The sequence below is a fragment of the Plantactinospora sp. BC1 genome, from assembly GCF_003030345.1.
In the GTDB taxonomy this organism is placed as follows: Bacteria; Actinomycetota; Actinomycetes; order Mycobacteriales; family Micromonosporaceae; genus Plantactinospora.
Window position 1 is genome coordinate 7,904,288 of the sequence record NZ_CP028158.1, and the last position, 18,800, is coordinate 7,923,087.

Consider the following 18,800-nt stretch of genomic DNA (forward strand, 5'->3'; position numbering starts at 1 on the left):
GAACTCCTTTCGGGGGGAGGATGGTCAGAGAATGGGCTTGCCGCCGGTGACCGGGATGATCGCGCCGGAGATGTAGCTGGCCTCGTCCGAGGCGAGCAGCACGTACGCCGGGGCGACCTCCTTCGGCTGGCCGGGGCGGCCGAGCGGGGTGTTCTTGCCGAACTTCTCGACGTGGTCCGGCGGCATGGTGGACGGGATCAGCGGGGTCCAGATCGGGCCGGGCGCGACACCGTTGACCCGGATTCCCCGCTCGCCGAGCATCTGGGCCAGTCCGGCGGTGAAGTTCGCGATCGCGCCCTTGGTGGTCGCGTACGGCAGCAGCGTCGGGCGCGGCGTGTCGTAGTTGATCGAACTGGTGTTGATGATCGACGCGTTCTCGCCGAGGTGCGGCAGGGCCGCCTGGACCAGCCGGAACATCGCCGTGATGTTGACGTCGAAGGTGTGTTGCCACTCCTCGTCGGTGACCTCTTCGAGGGTTTCGTGGGTCATCTGGTAGGCGGCGTTGTTGACCAGTACGTCGATTCGGCCGAACTCCTCGACCGCCCGGTCCACCAGCGCGCGGCACACCGCCGGATCGCCGACGTCCCCGGCGACGAGTACGGCCTTGCGGCCCTCGTCCTCGACGAACTTCGCGGTCTCCCGGGCGTCGTCGTGCTCGTTCAGGTACGAGATCAGCACGTCGGCGCCCTCCCGGGCGTACGCGATGGCGACGGCCCGGCCGATGCCGCTGTCCCCACCGGTGATCAGCGCCTTCTTGCCGGTCAACCGGCCGCTGCCCCGGTAGGAGTCCTCGCCGTGGTCGGGCTTGGAACGCATGTTGTCGAGGGTGCCGGGTGGCTGCTGCTGCGGTTCGGCATGCTGCTCGTCGGGCATCGGGTCGCTCCTCGGGTGCTCCTCGGGTGCTGGGACGGCGGCCGGCGGATCCTCGCGCGCGGCCGACAGTGCCAAATGTCCCCATACCCGGCACCCGGTAAACCCGGGGACGACGGTTCAGCAGCCCTCAGGGGACGGCGTGTCGCCAGGCGAACGTCTCGATCGCGTCCAAATCGGCGGGGCGGAGCCCTCGCCCCGGGTCGGGCGCGATCAGCAGGGCGTGGCCCCGGGCCACCGCCCGGTCCAACAACCTGTCCCGGTCGGGGATCGCCTCGTCGTCGGTCCAGACGAGGGTACGACCGGCCGCCAGCACCGCGTGCGCGGCGGCCAGCTTGACCGGCCAGCCCAGCTCGCCGGCCGGCACGGGATCGCAGAGGAGCGCCCGTTCCAGCACCGGCAGCCGCCACAGCCGCTCCAACAGGTCCGCCTCCGGGCACCAGGTGCTGCACCAGCGCACCTCGACCACCCCGGACTCGTGCAGCCGGCGGATCCGGTCGACGAGCGCGCCGGCCCAGCGCATCGGGTACTCGCACCGGTCGGCCTGGGACCAGACGTCGGCCCGGCGGGGCGCCCGGCCCCACGCCGGGCTGCGGGCGTTGATCACACCGTCTACGTCCAGCAGCCAGACCGGCCCCAGATCCGGTACGACCGGCAAATCCGGTTCGATCTCCACGGTGCCTCCGATGATCGCTCACATTGTGGACGCCGCCCGCCACCCCGTCCCGGGGCACCCGGGTGGCGCTCCCGGGCTAGGGTCGGAGGTTGTGCGGCGGGTGTCGGTGGTCGGTAACTCGGGTTCGGGCAAGAGCACCCTGGCCAGGGCGTTGGCCGCCCGGCTCGGCGTGCCGTACGTCGAACTCGACGCCATCCACCACCAGCCCGGCTGGCGGCCGTTGCCCGCCGCCGAGTTCCGGGCCCGGGTCGACACCCTCACCGCGACCGGCGGCTGGGTGGTGGACGGCAACTACTCGGCGGTCCGGGATCTGGTGTGGCGGCGCGCCGACACCGTCCTCTGGGTCGACCCCGGCCGGCACACGGTGATGCGGCAGGTCGTCTGGCGAACGTTTCGCCGGGCGGCACTCCGGGTCGAGCTGTGGAACGGCAACCGGGAACGCTGGCGCAACTTCTTCGCCACCGATCCGGACGAGTCGGTGATCGTCTGGGCCTGGCAGCGGCACTCGCTCTACCGGACGCGCTATCTCGCGGCCTCGACCGATCCGGCCTGGCGTCACCTGACCTTCGTCCGGATCAGGTCCCGCGCCGCCGCCCGCCGGCTGCTCGTCGACGCGTCACCCGGACCGGCATCCTGACCCGGGCGCTGCCGCCGTCACCCCGGACGCCGCACCGTCCGTCGTGCCCGGTCATCCCACCGGCAGGCGCTCGGCGACGGCGGCGGCGACCTCGTCGCGCCGCTCGGCCGTCAGCCACTCGCTCTCCGGCCGGGTGAGGTAGTGGAAGACCCGAGGCCCGCGATGTTCCGGCGGAAGGTCCGGCATCCGGGGTACGAGGTGGAAGTGCACGTGCCCGAAACCCGCCGCCTCGGCGAACTGCATGACGTAGGTCTTCTCGCAGCGTACGGCCTCGTGCAGGGCGGTGCTGAGCCGGTGGAGCAGCGGCCCCAGCTCGGCGGCCTCGGCGGGGGTCAGTTCGGCGATCGACGTGACGTGCCGCCGGGGCAGCACGATCAGCCAGCCGGGCAGGCTGGAGTTGAACGCGTGCGCGGTACGCCAATGCCCGGTGACGTGCAGCCGCTCGGCGGGCGGCGCGGTGGCAAGGTTCCCCTCTTGCCGGCAGGAGTAGCAGTCCCCGGTCATCGTCCCATCCTGCTCCGCGCCGCCCGCCGCCGCGACCCTCTGAAAGTGGGGCTACGGCAGGAACGGCGCGAAGTGCTCGGCCACCAGTTCCGCGACCCCTTCGGCGTCCCGGCTGCCGTCGACCTCGATCACCCGGATGCCCAGCCGCCGGGCGCCGCGCACGGCGTCCTCGGCGAGCAGCCGGTCCCGCCGGACCCGGTTCCGCTGCCCGAGTTCGGGATCGCTGACCTGGTGGGCGAAGCGGCCGGCCCGGGGTAGCCGGTCAAGCTGCCGCTGCCGGAACTCCTCGGTCGGCACCATCACCACCATCTGCCGGGTCGACCCGGCGACCGGCGCGACCAGGTCGGGGCGCAGTCCCCAGCCCTCGGCGAGCAGCGGCCGGGGTGAGACGAGCGCCCGCAGGTCGTCCTGCACCCACTCGAACCGCTCGGCGAACTCCACCAGCACCTGCCGGGCCATCTCCTCCGGCGTCGTGCGGACCCAGACCGCCTCCCAGTCCCGTTCCGGCGGTTCACCGCGCCGGATCCGGCTCACCATCCGGCGATCGTCGTGCCCGCGCGCGTCGTGGTAGTCGTAGTGGTAGTGCGTCAGGCCGTACCGCTCGGCGAGGATTCCGGCCACCGTCGACTTGCCGGCCCACTGGCCGCCACCGATCCAGAGTGCCCGCCGCAGGGTGCTGAAAGGGTCCCATCGCATGCCCAGAATCGTGTGCCCGTTCCGGGCCGAATTCCAGTCTTGTTTTCGGATGTCCGCCCTGGTCAACTGAGGTTAGGGAGGATCGGTCAGGACGACCACACCGGCCGCCGTCGCGGGTGACGGCGTCAGCGGTGCGGGCCGACCGGCCGTTCCGGATCCGTCATCTCCACACCCCGGCGCCGACGCGACCGCCGTCCACCCGCGCCGGCCCGACCCGGTGGGTCGGGTACTCCGGGTTCGAGCGCCGGTGCTGGTTGCGCCCGCGCGGCGGCGTCGACGGGCCCGACGGTAGCGGGTCGGGTGTCGGCGGGGCGGCCGGCATCGCGAGTTGGGGCGGCAGGTCGGGGATCGGGACCGTCTGCGGCAGCAGAACCGCAAGTCCCCGGTACGGGCACGTCGCCCATCGCCGCCCGCACCGGCACCACAGCCAGAGCCACGGCCGGCGCCAGTCGACGCGGTGCCGGAAAACGAGTGGGACGGGCCGGAGCCGACGTACTTTCCGCATCGTGTCTCCTTCCGAGTTGGAAGGGGGCCATCTCTGTACGGGGGAAGAGAGATGGCCCCCGCAGGTTCCGCCCGGCCGGTCACCATGCCATTTGAATTCCGAGCGGTTCCGCTAGTGACACTCTGCTGTGGAGTGCACTACGGTCGATACGCGCTCGCGGCATCCGTGCAGGTCAGAGCGGCAGGCGAGCGATTTTGTGGAACGCGTGTCCGGCAGTGAGCAGAGGTGGGATTATCGATGGGACTCGTCACGGAATACGTCCTCGCCGAGCTTAGGCTGTTTCGTGCTGAGCAGCGGCTCAGTCAGGAGGAGTTCGGCCGCAAGATCGGCTATTCCGGATCACACGTGAGTTCGGTGGAAACCGGCCAGCGTCCGCCGACCGACGAATACGTGGAAAAGATCGATCAGGCTTTCCAGACCGGCGGTACGTTCAGCCGGATGCTCAAGAAACTCGCCAAACTGGACAGCACCCCGGCCTGGCTGCGCGACTGGATCGAGTTCGAGCGCCTCGCCCGCCTCCTCCGCTGGTACGAGCCGGCCTTCGTACCCGGCCTCCTCCAGACCGAGTCGTACGCCCGAGCGCTGCTGACGACCGCCCACCTTCTGCCTGAGCAGATCGAGCAACGCATTCAGGCCCGACTGGATCGGCAGGCCGTGCTCACCGCCGAGAACCCCGCCCGGTTCGTCTTCGTTCTCGATGCGATGGTCCTGCGGCGGCCGTTGCGTGGAAACCCGAGCGTGATGGCCGAGCAGCTTGCGCACCTGTTGACGTGTGCGGAGCTGCCGAACGTCCAGATCCTCGTGGTTCCACCGGAGACCGGGGTCTACGCTGGCCTCCAGGGAGGCTTCATCCTGGCGACGCTGTCGGACCAGTCTGTGGTGGCATACCTCGACCATCAGGTGCGAGCCCAGATTGTCGACCGGGCGGAAGATCTCGCGGCCCTCCAGGACACCTGGGAGGCGATCCGCAGCGAAGCCCTCCCGAGCCTGCAATCACTCGATCTGATCAGGGAAGCGGCGAAGGAATGGACATGACCAGCGCCAACTGGCGCAAGTCGACCCGCTCCGGTACCAACGGCGGGGCTTGCGTGGAAGTAGCGGACAACCTGCCCGGCATCGTGCTCGTACGTGACACCAAGGACCGCGACGGCGGCACGCTCGCCTTCGGACCGGCCCACTGGCGGGCCTTCGTGGACCTCGCCAAGCAGCACCGGCCCGCCACCTGAGCCGGTACCCCGTAACGCGACGCGGCAGCGGGCCCCGGCAACCACGTCGGGGCCCGCTGTGGCACGCTTCCGCCGTGATGGCACATCGGCGCAAGGTGGCGTACCCGGTCGTGGCGGCGCTCGCGCTGGTCCTGTTCTCCGGCGCCTGCGACAGTCATCGCGACGACGCGCCCGAACTCCCCCAGGCATCGAGCACCCCGGCCGGGGGCGACCCGAACGACGCCCGCATCGTCGTTCCCGCCTCCTTCACCGGCGCGGGCAAGATCTTTCACGACACCACACCGGACACCGCCTACGACGCCAGCACCAACGGCGTCGCCTCGGTCTGCCTCGACCGCCCGGGCCGGGTGACCGTCACCGAGATCCGACCCGAGATGTCCACAGGGGAGTTCCGGGTCGAGGGCTTCGCACTCGCACCCGTCGACGGCTCGGCCTCCGGCACCAGCATTCCGCTGTCCCACGGTTCGACCGTCCTTGAGCGGAGCACCGCCTGCGTGGCCGACCCGGCTGGCAAGAGCCCGGCTGAGGCCAGGGCCGCACTGCTACTTCGGGTACGGATGGTCGGCCCCGACTCCGCCGTTGCCGAGAAACTGGTCCTGCACTACACATCCGGTGACCATCGCTACGAGTTCTCGATGCCGTGGCGCATCACCTTGTGCGCGCCAGGTGACGACCAGACCAGAGGGTGTCGGGAGCTGGGCTAGCCGGCGCGGGCCGGGAGGACCCGATCGAGCAGGGTGCCTGACAGTCACCTTGGTGCCTCACAGTCACCTTCGTGTCTGGGCACTCACCCCGGCGGTCGCCGGGCAGCCGTGTCGTCGGCGACGGCCGAGGGGCACCGGGTGGTGCGAGTCAGATCTGGGCGAGGGTGTGCGGCACCTCGTCCAGCAGTTCCCGGGCCAGATAACCGAGCCGGCCGTACCGGGGGGCCAACCGCTGCCCGCTCACCGCGTGGACCCAGGCGGACCAGCAGGCTGCCTGAGCCGGCTCGGCGCCCCGGGACAACAAGCCGGCCAGGATACCGGCCAGCACGTCGCCGCTGCCCGAGGTGCCGAGACCGGTGTCGCCGCTCTCCTCCCGCCACACCTGGCCGTCCGGGGTGGCGATGTGCCCGTGCAGGGACACCACGCAGTCGTACCGGCGGGCCACCGCCACCGCCTCCGCGTCCACGTCCCGGCCGGGTTCGCGGCCGAGCAGGTGGGCGGCCTCGGTCAGGTTGGGGGTGAGCACCGCCGGGCGGTTCCGTCCGGCGAGCAGCTCCGGTTCGTGGCTCAGCGCCCCGAGGGCGTAGGCGTCGACCACCAGCGCGGTCTCCGGATTGGTGACATCGAGCAGCGCGCGCAGCAGCACGAGGGTTTCGTCGACGTCGTTGAGTCCCGGTCCCACGACGATCGCCTGGGCCTCGCCGGCCAGTTCGGCCAGCCGGTCGTCCACCCGGCCGGCGACCGCGCCGTCACCGGTCTCGCCGAGACCGATGACCAGTGCCTCCGGCACCTCGATGCTGAGCACCGCTGCGGTGGACTCGGCGACGGCAAGTTGCAGTACTCCGGCACCGGCACGCAGCGCGGCGATCCCGGCGAGGAGTACCGCGCCGGGGGTGAACCGGGAGCCGCCGACCACCAGTACCGTGCCGCGGGCGTCCTTGCCGCCCTCCGGGACCGGCAGCGCCCAGTCGCGCAACAGCCCCGGGGTGATCACCTTGGGTTCAGACCGGTTCGGCACTTATGTCGTCCTCCTCGGTCGGTGGGGTGCTCTGGCGCTCCAGGTGCGCGACGTCGTTGAAGACGTCGAGCCGCAGTGATCCGCTGCCGTCGTCGGCCCATCCGGTGACCGAGCAGTTCGCCACCGTGGCGGACCGGGTCACCTCCATCAGGCCCGCCTCGTCCAGCCCTTCCACGAGGTAGCGCAGCAGCAGGACCACCGCCTCGTGCCCGAACAGGATGACCCGCCGGCCGGCATGGTCGCGGCGCAGGTCGCCCAGGAGGGCGCGCAGCCGCAGGGTCACGTCGGCCCACGACTCGCCCCCGGGTGGCCGATAGTAGAACTTGCCCAACCGGCGCCGACGGGCTATCTCGTCCGGGTAGCGGGCCCGCGCGCCGTGGCTGGTCAACAGGTCCAGGATGCCCAGCTCCCGGTCCCGCAACCGCTCGTCGTAACTGACCGGTACGTCGGTGCCGGCCAGCGCCAGCTCCGCGGTCTGCCTGGTCCGCCGGTACGGCGAGACGACCGCCACCTCGGGCCGGGTCCGCTCCGGCAGGCCGGCCAGCCACCGTCCGGTCGCCTCGGCCTGCTCCCGGCCGAGCGGCGACAGGGGTACGTCCGCGTCCCGGTCGGTGAGGTCGATCGACTCGACGCCGGACGCCTCGGCCCGGGAGGCGGCGACGTTGCCGACGCTCTCCCCGTGCCGGACGACCCACAGGTGACCCAGTTCCGCCATGCGGCTTCCCCTACCCACGCGAGGTTGCCGATAACCGGGGACCGGGGTCGGTCGCCCCTTCGCTGACCGGCCGTTATGCCGAAGATCGCGTTTTGCGTCGGGCGTACCGGGGTAGCGCTGTTCCCGACCGTCGTCGATCCGGACCGGCGGCGGGGAAGAGGTGTCGGGGACACGCGATGCAGGTGTTGGACGGGCGGTACCGCCTCGATCAGCGGATCGGGGCAGGGGGCATGTCGGAGGTCTGGCGTGCCCACGACGAGGTGCTCGACCGGCCGGTCGCGGTCAAAATCATCACCCTGCCGTACGCCGATCCGGCGGCCGGTCGGGCGATCGCGGACCAGGCCCGGACGGAGGCCCGCGCGGCGGCCCGGCTGGCTCATCCCAACATCGCCAGCGTGCACGACTTCGGCCTGGCGCACCTGCCGGACGGCCGGCCGGCGCCGTACATCGTGATGGAGCTGGTGGAGGGCAAGACGCTGGCGGTGCATCTGCGGTCCGGGGCGCTGGACTGGCGGATCGCGGTGCGGGTCTGCGCCGAGGTGGGCGCGGCGCTGGCCACGGCCCATCTGAGCGGCATCGTGCACCGGGACGTCAAGCCGGCCAACATCGTGCTCACCCCGTCGGGGGTGAAGGTCCTCGACTTCGGCATCGCGGCGCTGATCGGCGAGCGTGACCTGCTGACCGGGGGCGAGCTGGTGGGCACCCCGGCGTTCGTCGCCCCGGAGCGGCTCAACGGGGTCGGCGTCAGTCCGGCCACCGACGTGTACGCCGTCGGCGTGCTGCTCTACCTCACCCTGGTCGGACGGCTGCCGTGGCCGGTACGCGCGGAACCGGACCGACCGTTCGCGCACGTCTACCGGGCTCCGGATCCGCTGCCGCCGGTCGACGGCCTCCCCGCCGACCTGGCCGAGCTGTGTCTGCGCTGCCTGAGTGCCGATCCGGCCGACCGGCCGGCGAGTGTCGCCATGGCGCTGCTGCTGGCCGAGGCGGTGGAGGCGCAGGTGTACGTCCCGGTCGGCGTCCTGCCGCCACCGTTCCGTCCGGATGTCGCGGCACCTCGACGGCCGGTGTCGGACGACGATCCGGCGCTGGACGAGGTGACCCTGCCAGCGGCCGTCGATCCGTTCCCGCCGCCGCCACCCACCGGCCGACCCGACCACAACGGCGGACCCGAGCACGACGGCCGCTCCGAGCACGACGGCGCACCCCAGCACGACGGCCGCCCCGAGCACGACGGCGCACCCGACCCGGCTGGCGACGTGTCGCATCCGGCGCGCTCGGTACCGGCTCCGATGCCGGCTCCGGTGCCGTCCGAACCGCAGGTCGCGCGCCCGGGTCGGCACCGCGCCTGACGTCAGTGTGCGGTACCACCGTCGGCGGAGCGGGCCGCGTTCTCCGCAACCCGCTCCCCCGGCGCCCGCTCCTCCGGTGCGTCGAGATGGGCGGCGAGGTGGGCGCGGAGCTGGTCGGCGTCGGGCATGCCGAGTTCGGTGTAGAGGGAGACGGCCTGCTCGTAGTGCCGGCGGGCCAGGGCCGGCCGGTCGAGGCTGCGGTGCGCGTGTCCGAGTCCGGCGTGCGCGCGGGCCTGCTGGCAACGGTCGCCGAGGTCGATCGCGGCGGTGTGGTGGCTGGCAGCGGCGTCCGGCCGGCCTGCGACACGGGCGGCCTCGCCGAGGCCGTTGAGTGCCCAGGCCCGGCCGTGCCGGTCGCCGATACTGCGGAAGATCTCCAGGGCCCGCCGGTGGTATTCGGTGGCCTGGCCGGGCTGGTCGAGGCGGAGATGGAGGGTACCGAGGCCGTCCAGCGTCCATGCCTCGCCGTTGCGGTCACCGACCTGCCGGAACAGCCGCAGCGACTGCCGGAGGTGTTCCGCCGCCGAGGCGTACCGGCCGAGTCGCCGTTCGACGTCGCCGAGGTTGTTCAGCGTGGCGGCTTCGCCGGCATGGTTGCCCGCCTGCCGGCAGAGGGTCAACGCCTGTTCGAGATGGCCGGCCGCCGACTCGTAGCGACCGAGCCGCTCCTCGACGACGCCGAGGCTGGTCAGCGCCCGGGCTTCGCCGGTCCGGTCACCGACCTGCCGGCAGACGACCAGGGCGCGCTCGTAGTGCTCGATGGCCATCTGGTAGTTGCCCAGCCGCTGCTCCACGACGCCGAGGCTGGTCAGGGCGCGGGCCTGGCCGACCCGGTCGCCGACCTCCCGGAACAGGTGCAACGCCCGTCGGAAGTGCGTCGCCGCCGGCCCGTACCTGCCGAGCCGCACGTGCGCGGTGCCGAGGTTGGTCAGGGCCCGCGCCTCGCCGACCGGGTCACCGGCGCGTTGCGCGACGTCCCGGGCGTGCCCGTGCACGGCTAGCGCGTCGGCGTGGTGCCCACCGTCGAGATAGCGGAACAGGCAGACCGAGAGTCGGGTGGTGTGGGCGGGCCAGCCGTGCCCGGCGGTGTGTGCGGCCACGGCGACCAGGGTGGGGCGTTCGGTGTCCAGCCACGCGCGGGCGCCGTCCGGGCCGGCCAGCACCGGCGCCGGGGTGGCCGGCGGCGGGACCTCGGGTCGGTCACCCGCCCCGGCCGGTATCAGGATGTCCATCGCGGCGGCGGATGTCGCCAGGTAGAAGTCGAAGAGGCGGGTCAGCGCGGCGCGCCGACCGGAGGGCGGGTCCTCGTCCCTGGCCCGGCCCATGGCGTAGCCGCGTACCAGATCGTGAAAGCTGTACCGGCCCGCCGTGGCCTGCTGCAACAGGTGGTCGGCGCAGAGGCGGTCCAGGTGGCGCCGGGTGGTCGCCGGATCGGTGTCGGCCAGCGCCGTGGCGGCATGGAGGTCGAAATCCTGACCGGGATGCAACGCGGCCAACCGCAGCAGCCGCTGCTCCTGCCCCGGTAGGTGCCGGTAGGAGAGGTCGAACGCCAACTCGATGCCGACGTCCAGCCGCCCGTCCTGGTGGCGTTCGTCGAGCCGCTCCGCGTGGTCGGTCAAGGTCCAGCCGGGTGTGCCACGGATGTGTCCGGCGACCAGCCCGAGGGCGAGCGGCAGGTGCCCGCAGCGTTGGGCGACCCGGGCCGCCGCGCCCGGATCCTGACCGACCGGTGTCTGCGGTGCCGCCCGGGTCAGGAACGCCAACGCCTCGTCGGGGGTGAAGAGGTCGACCGTCAGCTGTGTCGCCGACGGCAGGCCGGTGAGGCGGCGCCGGCTGGTGACCAGCGCGGGGCAGCCCGGAGTCTCCGGCAGCAGCGGCCGGACCTGGCCGGCGTCGGCCGCGTTGTCGAGCAGGACCAGGGTGCGGCTGCCGGCCAGGCGCTCCCGGTACGCGGCGACCCGCGCCGGCAGGTCGTGCGGAATCTGCTGGCCCGGCATCCCGAGCAGGCGCAGGAAACCGTCCAGCACGGCGGCCGGGTCGGCGGGTGGCTGGACCGGGTCGGGGTGGAACCCGCGCAGGTCGACGAAGAGCACCCGGTCCAGCGGCAGCTCCCGGGCGAGCAGGTGACCGGCGTGGATGGCGAGCTGGGTCTTCCCGACGCCGGCCATCCCGGCGATCGCGCAGACCACCGCCGCACCGCCGTCCCGGTCGCCGCCGGAGAGGGTACGACGGATGCGGTCCAGTTCGGCGGTACGGCCGGTGAACCCGGTGAGGTCCTTCGGCAGCCGGTCCTGTACCCGTACCTGCCCCGCCGCGCGGATCTCCCCGCCGATCACCTGGAGCGCCTGCCGCCACTGCGTCACGTACCCCGGATCCGGATGCAGGGCCTGCACCACCGCGACGACCAGGTCGACGTTCAACCGCCGCCGGCCGGGCCGGAAGCAGTCCACCACGGTGGTCTTGCCGACGAGTTCGGCGGCGGGTCGCCCGGCCGAGGTCCAGGCCGCGTTGACCCGGTCCTTGATCGATTCGTACGACGGTTCGCCGGCCCAGGTCTTCAGCGACCGCAGCCGCTCGACGAGACCGTCGATGGTGCCGGCCTGCCCGGGATCGGGCAGCAGCGTGAAGGTCTCCACCAGTTCCTGGGCAGGTCGCATCCGTCACTTCCCAAGCCGGGTGACATCGTCCGGACCGTTCACGTTATCGATCCGGGGCACGGCGGCTGTCGGCCGCGAGACAGTGCCCGGTATCCGTCTCGACCAGCGGCCCGACGGAGGCACAGGCGGCCCGCCGACGGCCGGCCCGCGTTCGGATTCGGTCGGGATTTCTCCGGCCGGCCCGTCCACACCGGAGAGTCGATGCCAGGTGGTCAGGCCGGCCAGGCCGGGACCGCCCGTCAGTTCCCGCATTCCCGTTGGAGGAAGAATGCACAGCGCCAGATTCCCCACATTCGACTCGGGCGAGGGTGGCGCCCTCCGGCTACGCCCCGCCCGACCGGTCACCCGGGGCAGCCGGATCCTCGCCGTGGCGGTCGCCCTGCTGGTCGCCTCCTTCGTGCTGGTCGTGCCCTCGCCCGCGCAGGCGGACACCCTCCGCCGAGAGCTGGTGAGTGGCTACGGCAACCTTCGCGCCGACGTGATCTGGGCCTCGACGGCGACACATCAGGGCGTCTTCCTCTGGCCGGACAACGCCAGCGCCTCGCAGGAGTTCGACCTGCTCGACAGCGGCGGCGGCTTCTTCCGGATCAGGGCCCGGCACTCCGGTCAGTGCCTGATGCTAGACTGGCGTGCCGGGTTCTACGACAACGGCACGCCGATCATCCAGTACCCGCACTGTTCCGCCGGCTACACCCCGGGCGAGTGGTTCACCCAGGAGGTCTTCCACAAGCCCTGTACGGGCCAGTGCTTCGGCTCCTGGTTCGTGCTGATCAAGAACCGTGAGACCGGCATGTGCCTGGATGCCGCCGCGCCGTCCGGCCAGCCCGCCCAACAGGCGGTGTTGCAGCAGTGGCAGTGCATCTCGGCCACCACCGACTGGAACGCCTTCAACCAGATGTGGAAGATCTACGACCCCACTCCGGTGATCATCGGCTGACGCGGCAGCGGCGGTCCGCGGTGGACGGGTGCCGACCGGCGCCCGTCCACCGCAGGGTTCGCTCGTCGTGCAGCACCTCGGCGATCGGCAGTCGCGCCGCCGAGCGGGCCGGCGGCAGCGCCCCGAGCATCGCGAGCACCGCCCCCGCCACGGCCAGTACGCCGAGCAGCGGCACCTCCCAGACGTTGATCACCGAGTCCGGTACCCGGATCTTCGCCAGGCTCGGCCTCCGGGACCGCGCCCAGGCGGTCGTACTCGCCTACGGGACCGGGCTGGTCACGCCCGGCGAACCGGCCGGCGGGTAGCCGGATCAGATGGCGGTGGAGAGTTCGTTGTAGTGGTCGGCCGGCTCCTGGCCGGAGAGGTCCCGGATCGCCACCATGATCTCGTCGGTGACCGCGCGCCGGGCCTGCCCGCCGCTGGTGCCCGGCGGCTGGGTGAACCGCAGCGGCGTGCCGAAGCGCACCGTCACCCGGCCGGGTCGGGGCAGCCGCGACCCGACCGGCTGGATCCGTTCGGTGCCGAGTACGGCGACCGGCACCACCGGGGCGCCCGAGGCGAGAGCCAGCCAGGCGACTCCGGTGCGGCCACGGTAGAGCCGGCCGTCGCGCGACCGGCTGCCCTCGGGGTGGATGCCGAAGGCACCTCCCTCGGCGAGGACGCCCAGCGCCAGGTCCAGCGCGTTCCGGGCCGCTCGATGACCGCCGCGCGGCACCGGGATCGCGTCGACGCCGGTCAGGCAGGCCCGGACCAGCGCTCCCCGCAGCCCCGGCTGCCGGAAGTACTCGGCCTTGGCGAGGAAGGCGACCGGCCGGGGCGCCACCAGCGGGATCACCACACTGTCCAGCACGGAGAGATGGTTGGCGGCGAGGATCACCGGGCCCTGCCGGGGGACGTTTGCCCGGCCCTCGATCACCGGTCGGAAGACGAGCCGGGCCAACGGGGCGAGCAGCAGTCGGGTGGTCGCCTGGAGCAGCACGTGATCCTCCGCGGGTCGGTGGCGGGGTCGGTGGCGGGTCGGGCCGGGTCAGTGCCGCCGCGCTGCGGTCTCGGCCGGCACCGGCGGGCCGAGGTGGGCGTCGATCGCGGCCTGCAGCAGCGGCTCGACCTCCCCGGTCCCGACCGTCATCTGGAGGCTTCCCCACTGCCAGAGCTGGGCGATGCCGTGCAGGTTCGCCCAGAGCGCACCGGCGGCGACGGCCGGCGGCGGAGCGCCGTCCCGCTCCGGACGGGCCCGGGCGACCAGCTCGACGAGTACCTCGAAGAGTGGCCGACTGGCCTCCCGCAGGCCGATGCCGTTGCCGCGCAGCAGGTCGTGCCGGAACATCAGCTCGAACATCCCGCGATTGGTCCGGGCGAACTCCAGATAGAGCCGGCCCAGCGCGAGCAGTCGGGCCGACGGGTCCGGGCCGGCGGGGTCACCGACCGCCTCGGCGACTCGCCGGCCGAGTTCCCGATAGCCCTCGGCGGCGATCGCGGCGAGCAGCGCCCGGTGGGTCGGGAAGTAGCGGCGCGGCGCGCCGTGCGAGACACCGGCCCGGCGGGCGATCTCCCGCAACGACAGCGCCTCGACGCCCTCCTCCGCCAGCAGGTCGAGCCCGGCCCGGACCAGCCGAGCCTGAACAGCACCGTCCGACTGAGCCATAGACACTGTCTACCAGTACTCCGTAGACATTGTCTACGGGCCGAGCGGACGGACGATGTCCCGGGCGTGGTCCACCACCGCCGCGCCGACCACGGTCGCCTCGACGGGCAGCATCTCCAGGCAGCGCCGCACCGCCGCCGCCATCAGGGTGTTCGGCACCCGCATCGAGAGGGTGCAGTGCGGCACCCAGCGACCGGGGCGATACAGCTCGCTGACCGGCACGTCGGCCCAGGTCAGCCGCTCGTGCACCATCGCCTGGTGGGCCAGCAGTTCCGCGGTCGGCGTCGGGCCCAGCCAGAGCACCCGGCCGACGAACTGGCCGGCGTACTGGAAGGTCAGTCGCAGCGGAGCGGCCACCACCGTACCGGTCAGGGCCTCGGCGACCTGCTCCGGATCGAGCCGGGGCGCGACCGCCAGCGAGATGTGCGGCCGGTGCCGCTGACCGAGCAACGAGCGGAGGCTCTGCACACCCTCGGACTCCAGGGCGTCCCAGAGGACCCGGATCCGCCGGGTGGCGTCGGTGTCGAAATACAGCTCCAGGGCGGCGACCACCCGCCCACCCTAGGGGTGGGGCCGGGTCCGCCCGTACCTGTTTCCGGACCGGTCGGCCCGAGGCGAGAAGCGCGGCCGTACGTGTTCCACGCCCGGCCGGGCCGGGCGCCCCGGGTACGCCGGGTTCGACACCTCGGCACCGGCGCGTACCCGCGAAGCGGCGGTGCCGGCGGTCGCGGCGGCGGCGTACGGCTGCGGTGCCGGCCGACGGCGCAGCACCAACCAGACCACCAGGCCGCCGAGCGCGGCACCCATCAGTACCGCCAGCACGAGGCGTACGGTCCCGGTGAACACGACCTGCCCGACGGCGGTTCCCAGCACCCAGCGGGTCACCCAACCCGTGGGCCCCGCCCTGCCCCACCCGCCGCTGTCCGGCCCCATCGACATCGCCCCTCCGCCCCTCGCGCGGTGTCGCGCGGGACCACCGTGCCCGGCGGGACATCGGGGGAACCGGCCGGCCGACCTCCTTGGCATCATGTGAAAAGGATTCGCCCTGATGGCGCTGTCGTTCCGGCGGCGGGCCGTTTCACAGCGGGCCGATTCGCGGCGGGCGGCGACGGCGGCTCCCCGTTCGCCGGTGTATGCGAGCGGGGGCCGCCTCCGTGTCCCGCCGGAGTCGGCCCCCGCTACCCGCCCCCGGAAACGTCGTCCGGCGGGTCCCGGCTATCGCAGGCCGTTGGCGACCGCCGTGATCAGTTCACCGTTGCCGGTGTCCCCGGAGAGTTCCCAGAAGAAGGCGCCGCCCAGTCCCTGGCTCTTGGCGTACGACATCTTGCCGCCGATGGTGGCCGGGGTGTCGTAGCTCCACCAGTTGCTGCCGCACTTCGCGTACGCCGTGCCGGCGATGGTGCCGGTGGCCGGGCAGGTGTTCTTGAGTACCTTGTAGTCCTCGATGCCCGCCTCGTAGGTGCCCGGTGCCGCCCCGGTGGCCGTACCGCCCGGGGTGGCCTGGGTGACCCCGGTCCAGCCCCGGCCGTAGAAGCCGATGCCGAGCAGCAGTTTGCTGGCCGGAATGCCCTTGCTCTTCAGCTTCTGGATCGCCGCGTCGGACCAGAAGCCCTGCTGCGGAATCCCGGCGTACGAGGTCAGCGGCGAGTGCGGGGCCGTCGGACCCTGCGCGGCGAAGGCGCCGAAGTAGTCGTACGTCATCGGCATCAGCCAGTTGAGGTTGTTGATCGCACCGGCGTAGTCGGCCGCGTCGATCTTGCCGCCGTTGCTGCCGTCCGCGGTGATCGCGGCGGTGACCAGGTTCGACGAGCCGAACCGGCCGCGCAGCGCGGAGATCAGGTTCTTGAACGCGTTCGGGCCGCTGGCGTCGCAGGTCAGGCCGCAGGCGTTCGGGTACTCCCAGTCGATGTCGATGCCGTCGAAGACGTCCGCCCAGCGCGGGTCCTCGACCAGGTTGTAGCAGGACTCGGCGAACGCGGCCGGGTTCTGCGCGGCCTGGGTGAAGCCGCCGGACCAGGTCCAGCCGCCGAACGACCAGATCACCTTGAGGTGCGGGTACATCCGCTTGAGCTTGCGGAGCTGGTTGAAGCTGCCGCGCAGCGCACCGGCGTCCCAGGTGTCGGCGACCCCGTCCACACTCTCCGCCGCCGAGTACGCCCGGTCGTAGTCGGCGTAGCTGTCGCCGATGGTGCACCGGCCGCCGGTGGTGTTGCCGAAGGCGTACAGGATGTGGGTCAGCTTGGCGGCCGAGCCGCTGGTGTGGATGTTCTTGACGTGGTAGGCCCGCTGGTAGACGCCCCACTGGGCGAAGTAGCCGACCACCTTCTGCGCGCCCGGGTTGGTCGGTGGCGGGGTGGTCGGCGGTGGCGTGGTCGGCGGCGGGGTCGTCGGCCGTACGGTCGTCGGGGTGGCGGTCGGGGTCGGTCCACCGCCGCAGGCGGCGCCGTTGACGGTGCAGTTCGCCGGGGCCCGGTATCCGCCGGTGCCGACGTAGCCCCAGGTCGCCGAGGCGCCCGGGGCGAGCGTGCCGGCCCAGCTCTTCTGCACGGCCACGTAGCGGTTGCCGCTGCGGGTGACGTCGGCGTCCCAGAAGCTGCTGATGGTGGTCCCGGCGGGCAGGTCGAACTCGACCCGCCAGCTGGCGACCGGTGCGTCGGTGCCGTTGGTGACGGTGACCCTGACCTCGTGGCCGGAGCCCCAGTCGGAGCTGGCGGCGAAGGTGGTGGTCAGGCTGCCGGCGCCGAGGGCCGCGGTGATCGGGACCACGGCGACGGCCACCGCAGCCGCGACGCCGGCCCACAACGCGCGGCGGATGGATCTCCTCATGGTGGCGTCTCCCTTATTGATAGGAAACTTTCCAGATAGTGAGGCGACGCTACTCAGCAGTTCACCGCTTCGTCAAGATGTCCATGTTTCGATTCCACCGCCACGACCCGGGTCCGCACCGCGGCCGCCACCGGGCGAGCGGTGCCGGACGGGTGGCGGGGAAGCCGATCCTGACGACAGCGTCGCCGGGTAGCCTCTGGGCCATGACCGAGCGGAGAGTGGATGTCAGTCGGGTGCGACGGGCGGGACACGGCGACGATCGCCGGACCGGCCGGACGGCGCAGCGGGGCGGAGGCATCCGGTGAGCGTCTTCGACGTCCAGATCGGAGCGCTGACCGGCGACGGGTTCGTCGGCCTGGAGCAGTTCCGGGGCAACGCCATGCTGGTGGTCAACCTCGCCTCCAAGTGCGGGCTGACCCCGCAGTACGCCGGGCTCCAGGCACTGCACCAGCGATACGCCGACCGTGGGCTGACGGTGCTCGGCGTACCCAGCAACCAGTTCGCCGACCAGGAGCCGGGCACCCCGGCCGAGATCGCCGAGTTCGCCCGCTCCACCTTCGGGGCCACCTTCCCGATGACCGAGAAGATCGACGTGAACGGACCCGGCCGGCACCCGCTCTACGCCGCCCTGGTCGACACCCCCGACCCGGAGGGACACTCCGGCGACGTCCGGTGGAACTTCGAGAAGTTCCTGGTCGGCCCGGACGGCAAGGTGGTCGCCCGGTTCGCGCCCCAGGTCGAGCCGGAGTCGCCGGAGATCACCGCCGCCGTCGAGCGGGTCCTGCCGAGATAGCGCCGGACCGCGCGGGAGCCGGCGTCAGAGCCAGCCGTGCTCGTGGGCCTGCCAGCCGAGCTGTAGCCGGGAGCGGGAGTTGGTGCGGTGCATCAGCACCTGCACCCGGCGTACGACGGTCCGGCGGCTGAGCCCGAGCCGGGCGCCGGCCGCCTCGTCGGTCAGCCCCGCCACCAGCAGCGAGAGCAGGTGCCGGTCCTCGGCGGAGATGCCGAGCGCCGTCGGCACCTGCTCCGGGCCGGCCGCCGACAGCGGTGTCGCCTGGGTCCAGAGCGTCTCGAAGAGCGCCACCAGGGCGTCCAGCAGGCCGCACGGGTGCACCAGCAGCGCCGCGTCGTGCGCCGACGCGGTCCAGGCCAACGGCAGCAGTGCCAGGGTGCGGTCCGCGACCGCCAGCTTGGTGGGGAGCCCGACGGCGAGCCGGGCCAGCTCACCAGCGCGGATGTGCGCGGCGACGCTGGCCGCGAACTCGGGGTCGTCCAGGGCACTGCTGTCGTACACCGCCCGGTAGGTCACCCCGGCGGCCTCCCGGTCGAGCTGGGTGGTGTTCACCGAGGTCGGGACCGCGTACGGGGGTGCCACCAGCACCCGCATCTCCTGCCGGGCGCTGCGCTGCACCCGCTCGAAGGCGCGACCGACCGCGGCCCGCCCCGAGACGATCTCGATCAGCTCCTCGGTACGCCGGTTGCTCGCCCGCCCCCGCGCCTCGGCGGCGAGCCGGTGCGCCGCCTCCCGGGTGAGTTCCAGTTCGGCGTACCGGCGCCGGATCAGTTGCTCGACGGCGAGATCGGGCGGCACCGGTACGACCCGTTCGGCGGGCGGCGGGGTGCGGTGCACGAAGCCCTCCCGTTCGAGTACGCCGACCGCCCGGCGTACCCGCGCCTCCGACAGGCCGAGCCGCTCCGCGAGGTCGACGAGCCGGGCACCGCCCTGCCGGACCAGCGCCAGGTAGGCCGACTCCTCCACCGTGGTCAGCCCGGCGAACTTCAGCACGGCCGAACCTCCTGGCGCATCTAGGTCATGGCGCAGTTGCGCTCGC

At 72.4% G+C, this 18,800-nt stretch carries 21 protein-coding genes and 1 pseudogene; 8 read left to right on the top strand and 14 right to left on the bottom strand.

Annotated elements, in window-relative coordinates; all coding sequences use genetic code 11:
• Positions 1 to 24: 24 nt before the first annotated feature.
• Both C6361_RS34675 and C6361_RS34680 read right to left on the bottom strand, forming a co-directional pair.
• A complete protein-coding gene (locus C6361_RS34675; RefSeq protein WP_107270405.1) occupies positions 25 to 873 on the bottom strand; it encodes an SDR family oxidoreductase in 849 nt (282 codons plus the stop codon).
• A gap of 127 nt (positions 874 to 1,000) precedes the next feature.
• On the bottom strand, positions 1,001 to 1,546 hold the full coding sequence (locus tag C6361_RS34680) for a hypothetical protein (RefSeq protein WP_107270407.1): 546 nt from the start codon (positions 1,544 to 1,546) through the stop codon (positions 1,001 to 1,003).
• A 100-nt stretch (positions 1,547 to 1,646) separates the two neighbouring features.
• Between C6361_RS34680 and C6361_RS34685 the strand changes: the two genes are divergently transcribed.
• Complete coding sequence (locus C6361_RS34685; RefSeq protein WP_234359188.1) at positions 1,647 to 2,183, top strand: AAA family ATPase; 537 nt, start codon at positions 1,647 to 1,649, stop codon at positions 2,181 to 2,183.
• Positions 2,184 to 2,234: 51 nt separating this feature from the next.
• Here the strand turns inward: C6361_RS34685 and C6361_RS34690 are convergent, their stop codons facing one another.
• Both C6361_RS34690 and C6361_RS34695 read right to left on the bottom strand, forming a co-directional pair.
• Positions 2,235 to 2,687, bottom strand: a complete 453-nt coding sequence (locus tag C6361_RS34690) for an HIT family protein (protein WP_107270409.1) — start codon at positions 2,685 to 2,687, stop codon at positions 2,235 to 2,237.
• 51 nt (positions 2,688 to 2,738) lie between these two features.
• Positions 2,739 to 3,383, bottom strand: a complete 645-nt coding sequence (locus C6361_RS34695; RefSeq protein ID WP_107270410.1) for a hypothetical protein — start codon at positions 3,381 to 3,383, stop codon at positions 2,739 to 2,741.
• 742 nt (positions 3,384 to 4,125) lie between these two features.
• Here C6361_RS34695 and C6361_RS34700 point away from each other — a divergent pair.
• The 3 genes from C6361_RS34700 (at position 4,126) to C6361_RS34710 (ending at position 5,818) form a co-directional block, all read left to right on the top strand.
• Positions 4,126 to 4,923 (top strand): helix-turn-helix transcriptional regulator, encoded by a 798-nt coding sequence (locus tag C6361_RS34700; protein ID WP_107270412.1) that lies wholly within the window; start codon positions 4,126 to 4,128, stop codon positions 4,921 to 4,923.
• On the top strand, positions 4,920 to 5,114 hold the full coding sequence (locus tag C6361_RS34705) for a DUF397 domain-containing protein (RefSeq protein ID WP_107271373.1): 195 nt from the start codon (positions 4,920 to 4,922) through the stop codon (positions 5,112 to 5,114). The genes C6361_RS34700 and C6361_RS34705 overlap by 4 nt, the downstream gene beginning before the upstream one ends.
• A gap of 110 nt (positions 5,115 to 5,224) precedes the next feature.
• Positions 5,225 to 5,818 (top strand): hypothetical protein, encoded by a 594-nt coding sequence (locus C6361_RS34710; RefSeq protein WP_159079630.1) that lies wholly within the window; start codon positions 5,225 to 5,227, stop codon positions 5,816 to 5,818.
• A 148-nt stretch (positions 5,819 to 5,966) separates the two neighbouring features.
• Here the strand turns inward: C6361_RS34710 and C6361_RS34715 are convergent, their stop codons facing one another.
• Both C6361_RS34715 and C6361_RS34720 read right to left on the bottom strand, forming a co-directional pair.
• On the bottom strand, positions 5,967 to 6,836 hold the full coding sequence (locus C6361_RS34715; RefSeq protein ID WP_107270415.1) for an NAD(P)H-hydrate dehydratase: 870 nt from the start codon (positions 6,834 to 6,836) through the stop codon (positions 5,967 to 5,969).
• A complete protein-coding gene (locus tag C6361_RS34720) occupies positions 6,820 to 7,551 on the bottom strand; it encodes a histidine phosphatase family protein (protein ID WP_107261498.1) in 732 nt (243 codons plus the stop codon). The genes C6361_RS34715 and C6361_RS34720 overlap by 17 nt, the downstream gene beginning before the upstream one ends.
• Before the next feature lie 176 nt (positions 7,552 to 7,727).
• Between C6361_RS34720 and C6361_RS34725 the strand changes: the two genes are divergently transcribed.
• Complete coding sequence (locus C6361_RS34725) at positions 7,728 to 8,903, top strand: serine/threonine-protein kinase (protein WP_304598518.1); 1,176 nt, start codon at positions 7,728 to 7,730, stop codon at positions 8,901 to 8,903.
• 2 nt (positions 8,904 to 8,905) lie between these two features.
• Here the strand turns inward: C6361_RS34725 and C6361_RS34730 are convergent, their stop codons facing one another.
• On the bottom strand, positions 8,906 to 11,560 hold the full coding sequence (locus C6361_RS34730; RefSeq protein ID WP_107270416.1) for a tetratricopeptide repeat protein: 2,655 nt from the start codon (positions 11,558 to 11,560) through the stop codon (positions 8,906 to 8,908).
• A gap of 268 nt (positions 11,561 to 11,828) precedes the next feature.
• On the opposite strand from C6361_RS34730, the gene C6361_RS34735 reads away from it, so the two are divergent.
• On the top strand, positions 11,829 to 12,497 hold the full coding sequence (locus tag C6361_RS34735) for an RICIN domain-containing protein (RefSeq protein WP_159079631.1): 669 nt from the start codon (positions 11,829 to 11,831) through the stop codon (positions 12,495 to 12,497).
• Here C6361_RS34735 and C6361_RS37820 read toward each other — a convergent pair.
• On the bottom strand, positions 12,487 to 12,690 hold the full coding sequence (locus C6361_RS37820) for a hypothetical protein (protein WP_199853159.1): 204 nt from the start codon (positions 12,688 to 12,690) through the stop codon (positions 12,487 to 12,489). The two genes, C6361_RS34735 and C6361_RS37820, sit on opposite strands and share 11 nt — an antisense overlap.
• 13 nt (positions 12,691 to 12,703) lie before the next feature.
• Between C6361_RS37820 and C6361_RS34745 the strand changes: the two are divergent.
• Positions 12,704 to 12,802, top strand: a pseudogene (locus C6361_RS34745) (DNA-binding response regulator); the annotation flags it as partial.
• A 5-nt stretch (positions 12,803 to 12,807) separates the two neighbouring features.
• Here C6361_RS34745 and C6361_RS34750 read toward each other — a convergent pair.
• The 5 genes from C6361_RS34750 to C6361_RS34770 all read right to left on the bottom strand — a co-directional run bounded on the left by C6361_RS34750 (position 12,808) and on the right by C6361_RS34770 (position 16,968).
• A complete protein-coding gene (locus C6361_RS34750; protein WP_107270419.1) occupies positions 12,808 to 13,476 on the bottom strand; it encodes a 1-acyl-sn-glycerol-3-phosphate acyltransferase in 669 nt (222 codons plus the stop codon).
• 48 nt (positions 13,477 to 13,524) lie between these two features.
• A complete protein-coding gene (locus C6361_RS34755; protein WP_107270420.1) occupies positions 13,525 to 14,142 on the bottom strand; it encodes a TetR/AcrR family transcriptional regulator in 618 nt (205 codons plus the stop codon).
• A 33-nt stretch (positions 14,143 to 14,175) separates the two neighbouring features.
• Entirely contained in the window at positions 14,176 to 14,694 is a 519-nt protein-coding gene (locus tag C6361_RS34760) for a 2'-5' RNA ligase family protein (RefSeq protein ID WP_107261510.1), read from the bottom strand.
• Positions 14,695 to 14,703: 9 nt separating this feature from the next.
• Entirely contained in the window at positions 14,704 to 15,015 is a 312-nt protein-coding gene (locus tag C6361_RS34765) for a hypothetical protein (RefSeq protein WP_159079632.1), read from the bottom strand.
• Between the two features lie 342 nt (positions 15,016 to 15,357).
• The gene (locus C6361_RS34770) at positions 15,358 to 16,968 is read right to left on the bottom strand and encodes a glycosyl hydrolase family 18 protein (RefSeq protein ID WP_107270423.1); all 1,611 of its coding nucleotides are present in this window, start codon (positions 16,966 to 16,968) and stop codon (positions 15,358 to 15,360) included.
• Positions 16,969 to 17,269: 301 nt separating this feature from the next.
• On the opposite strand from C6361_RS34770, the gene C6361_RS34775 reads away from it, so the two are divergent.
• Positions 17,270 to 17,761: a glutathione peroxidase gene (locus C6361_RS34775; protein WP_107261516.1), complete on the top strand. Its 492-nt coding sequence runs from the start codon at positions 17,270 to 17,272 to the stop codon at positions 17,759 to 17,761.
• Positions 17,762 to 17,785: 24 nt separating this feature from the next.
• Here C6361_RS34775 and C6361_RS34780 read toward each other — a convergent pair whose 3' ends face one another.
• Positions 17,786 to 18,754 carry a TrmB family transcriptional regulator gene (locus C6361_RS34780; protein ID WP_199853160.1) on the bottom strand — a complete coding sequence of 323 codons (969 nt, stop codon included), beginning with the start codon at positions 18,752 to 18,754 and terminating at the stop codon, positions 17,786 to 17,788.
• Positions 18,755 to 18,800 lie beyond the last annotated feature (46 nt).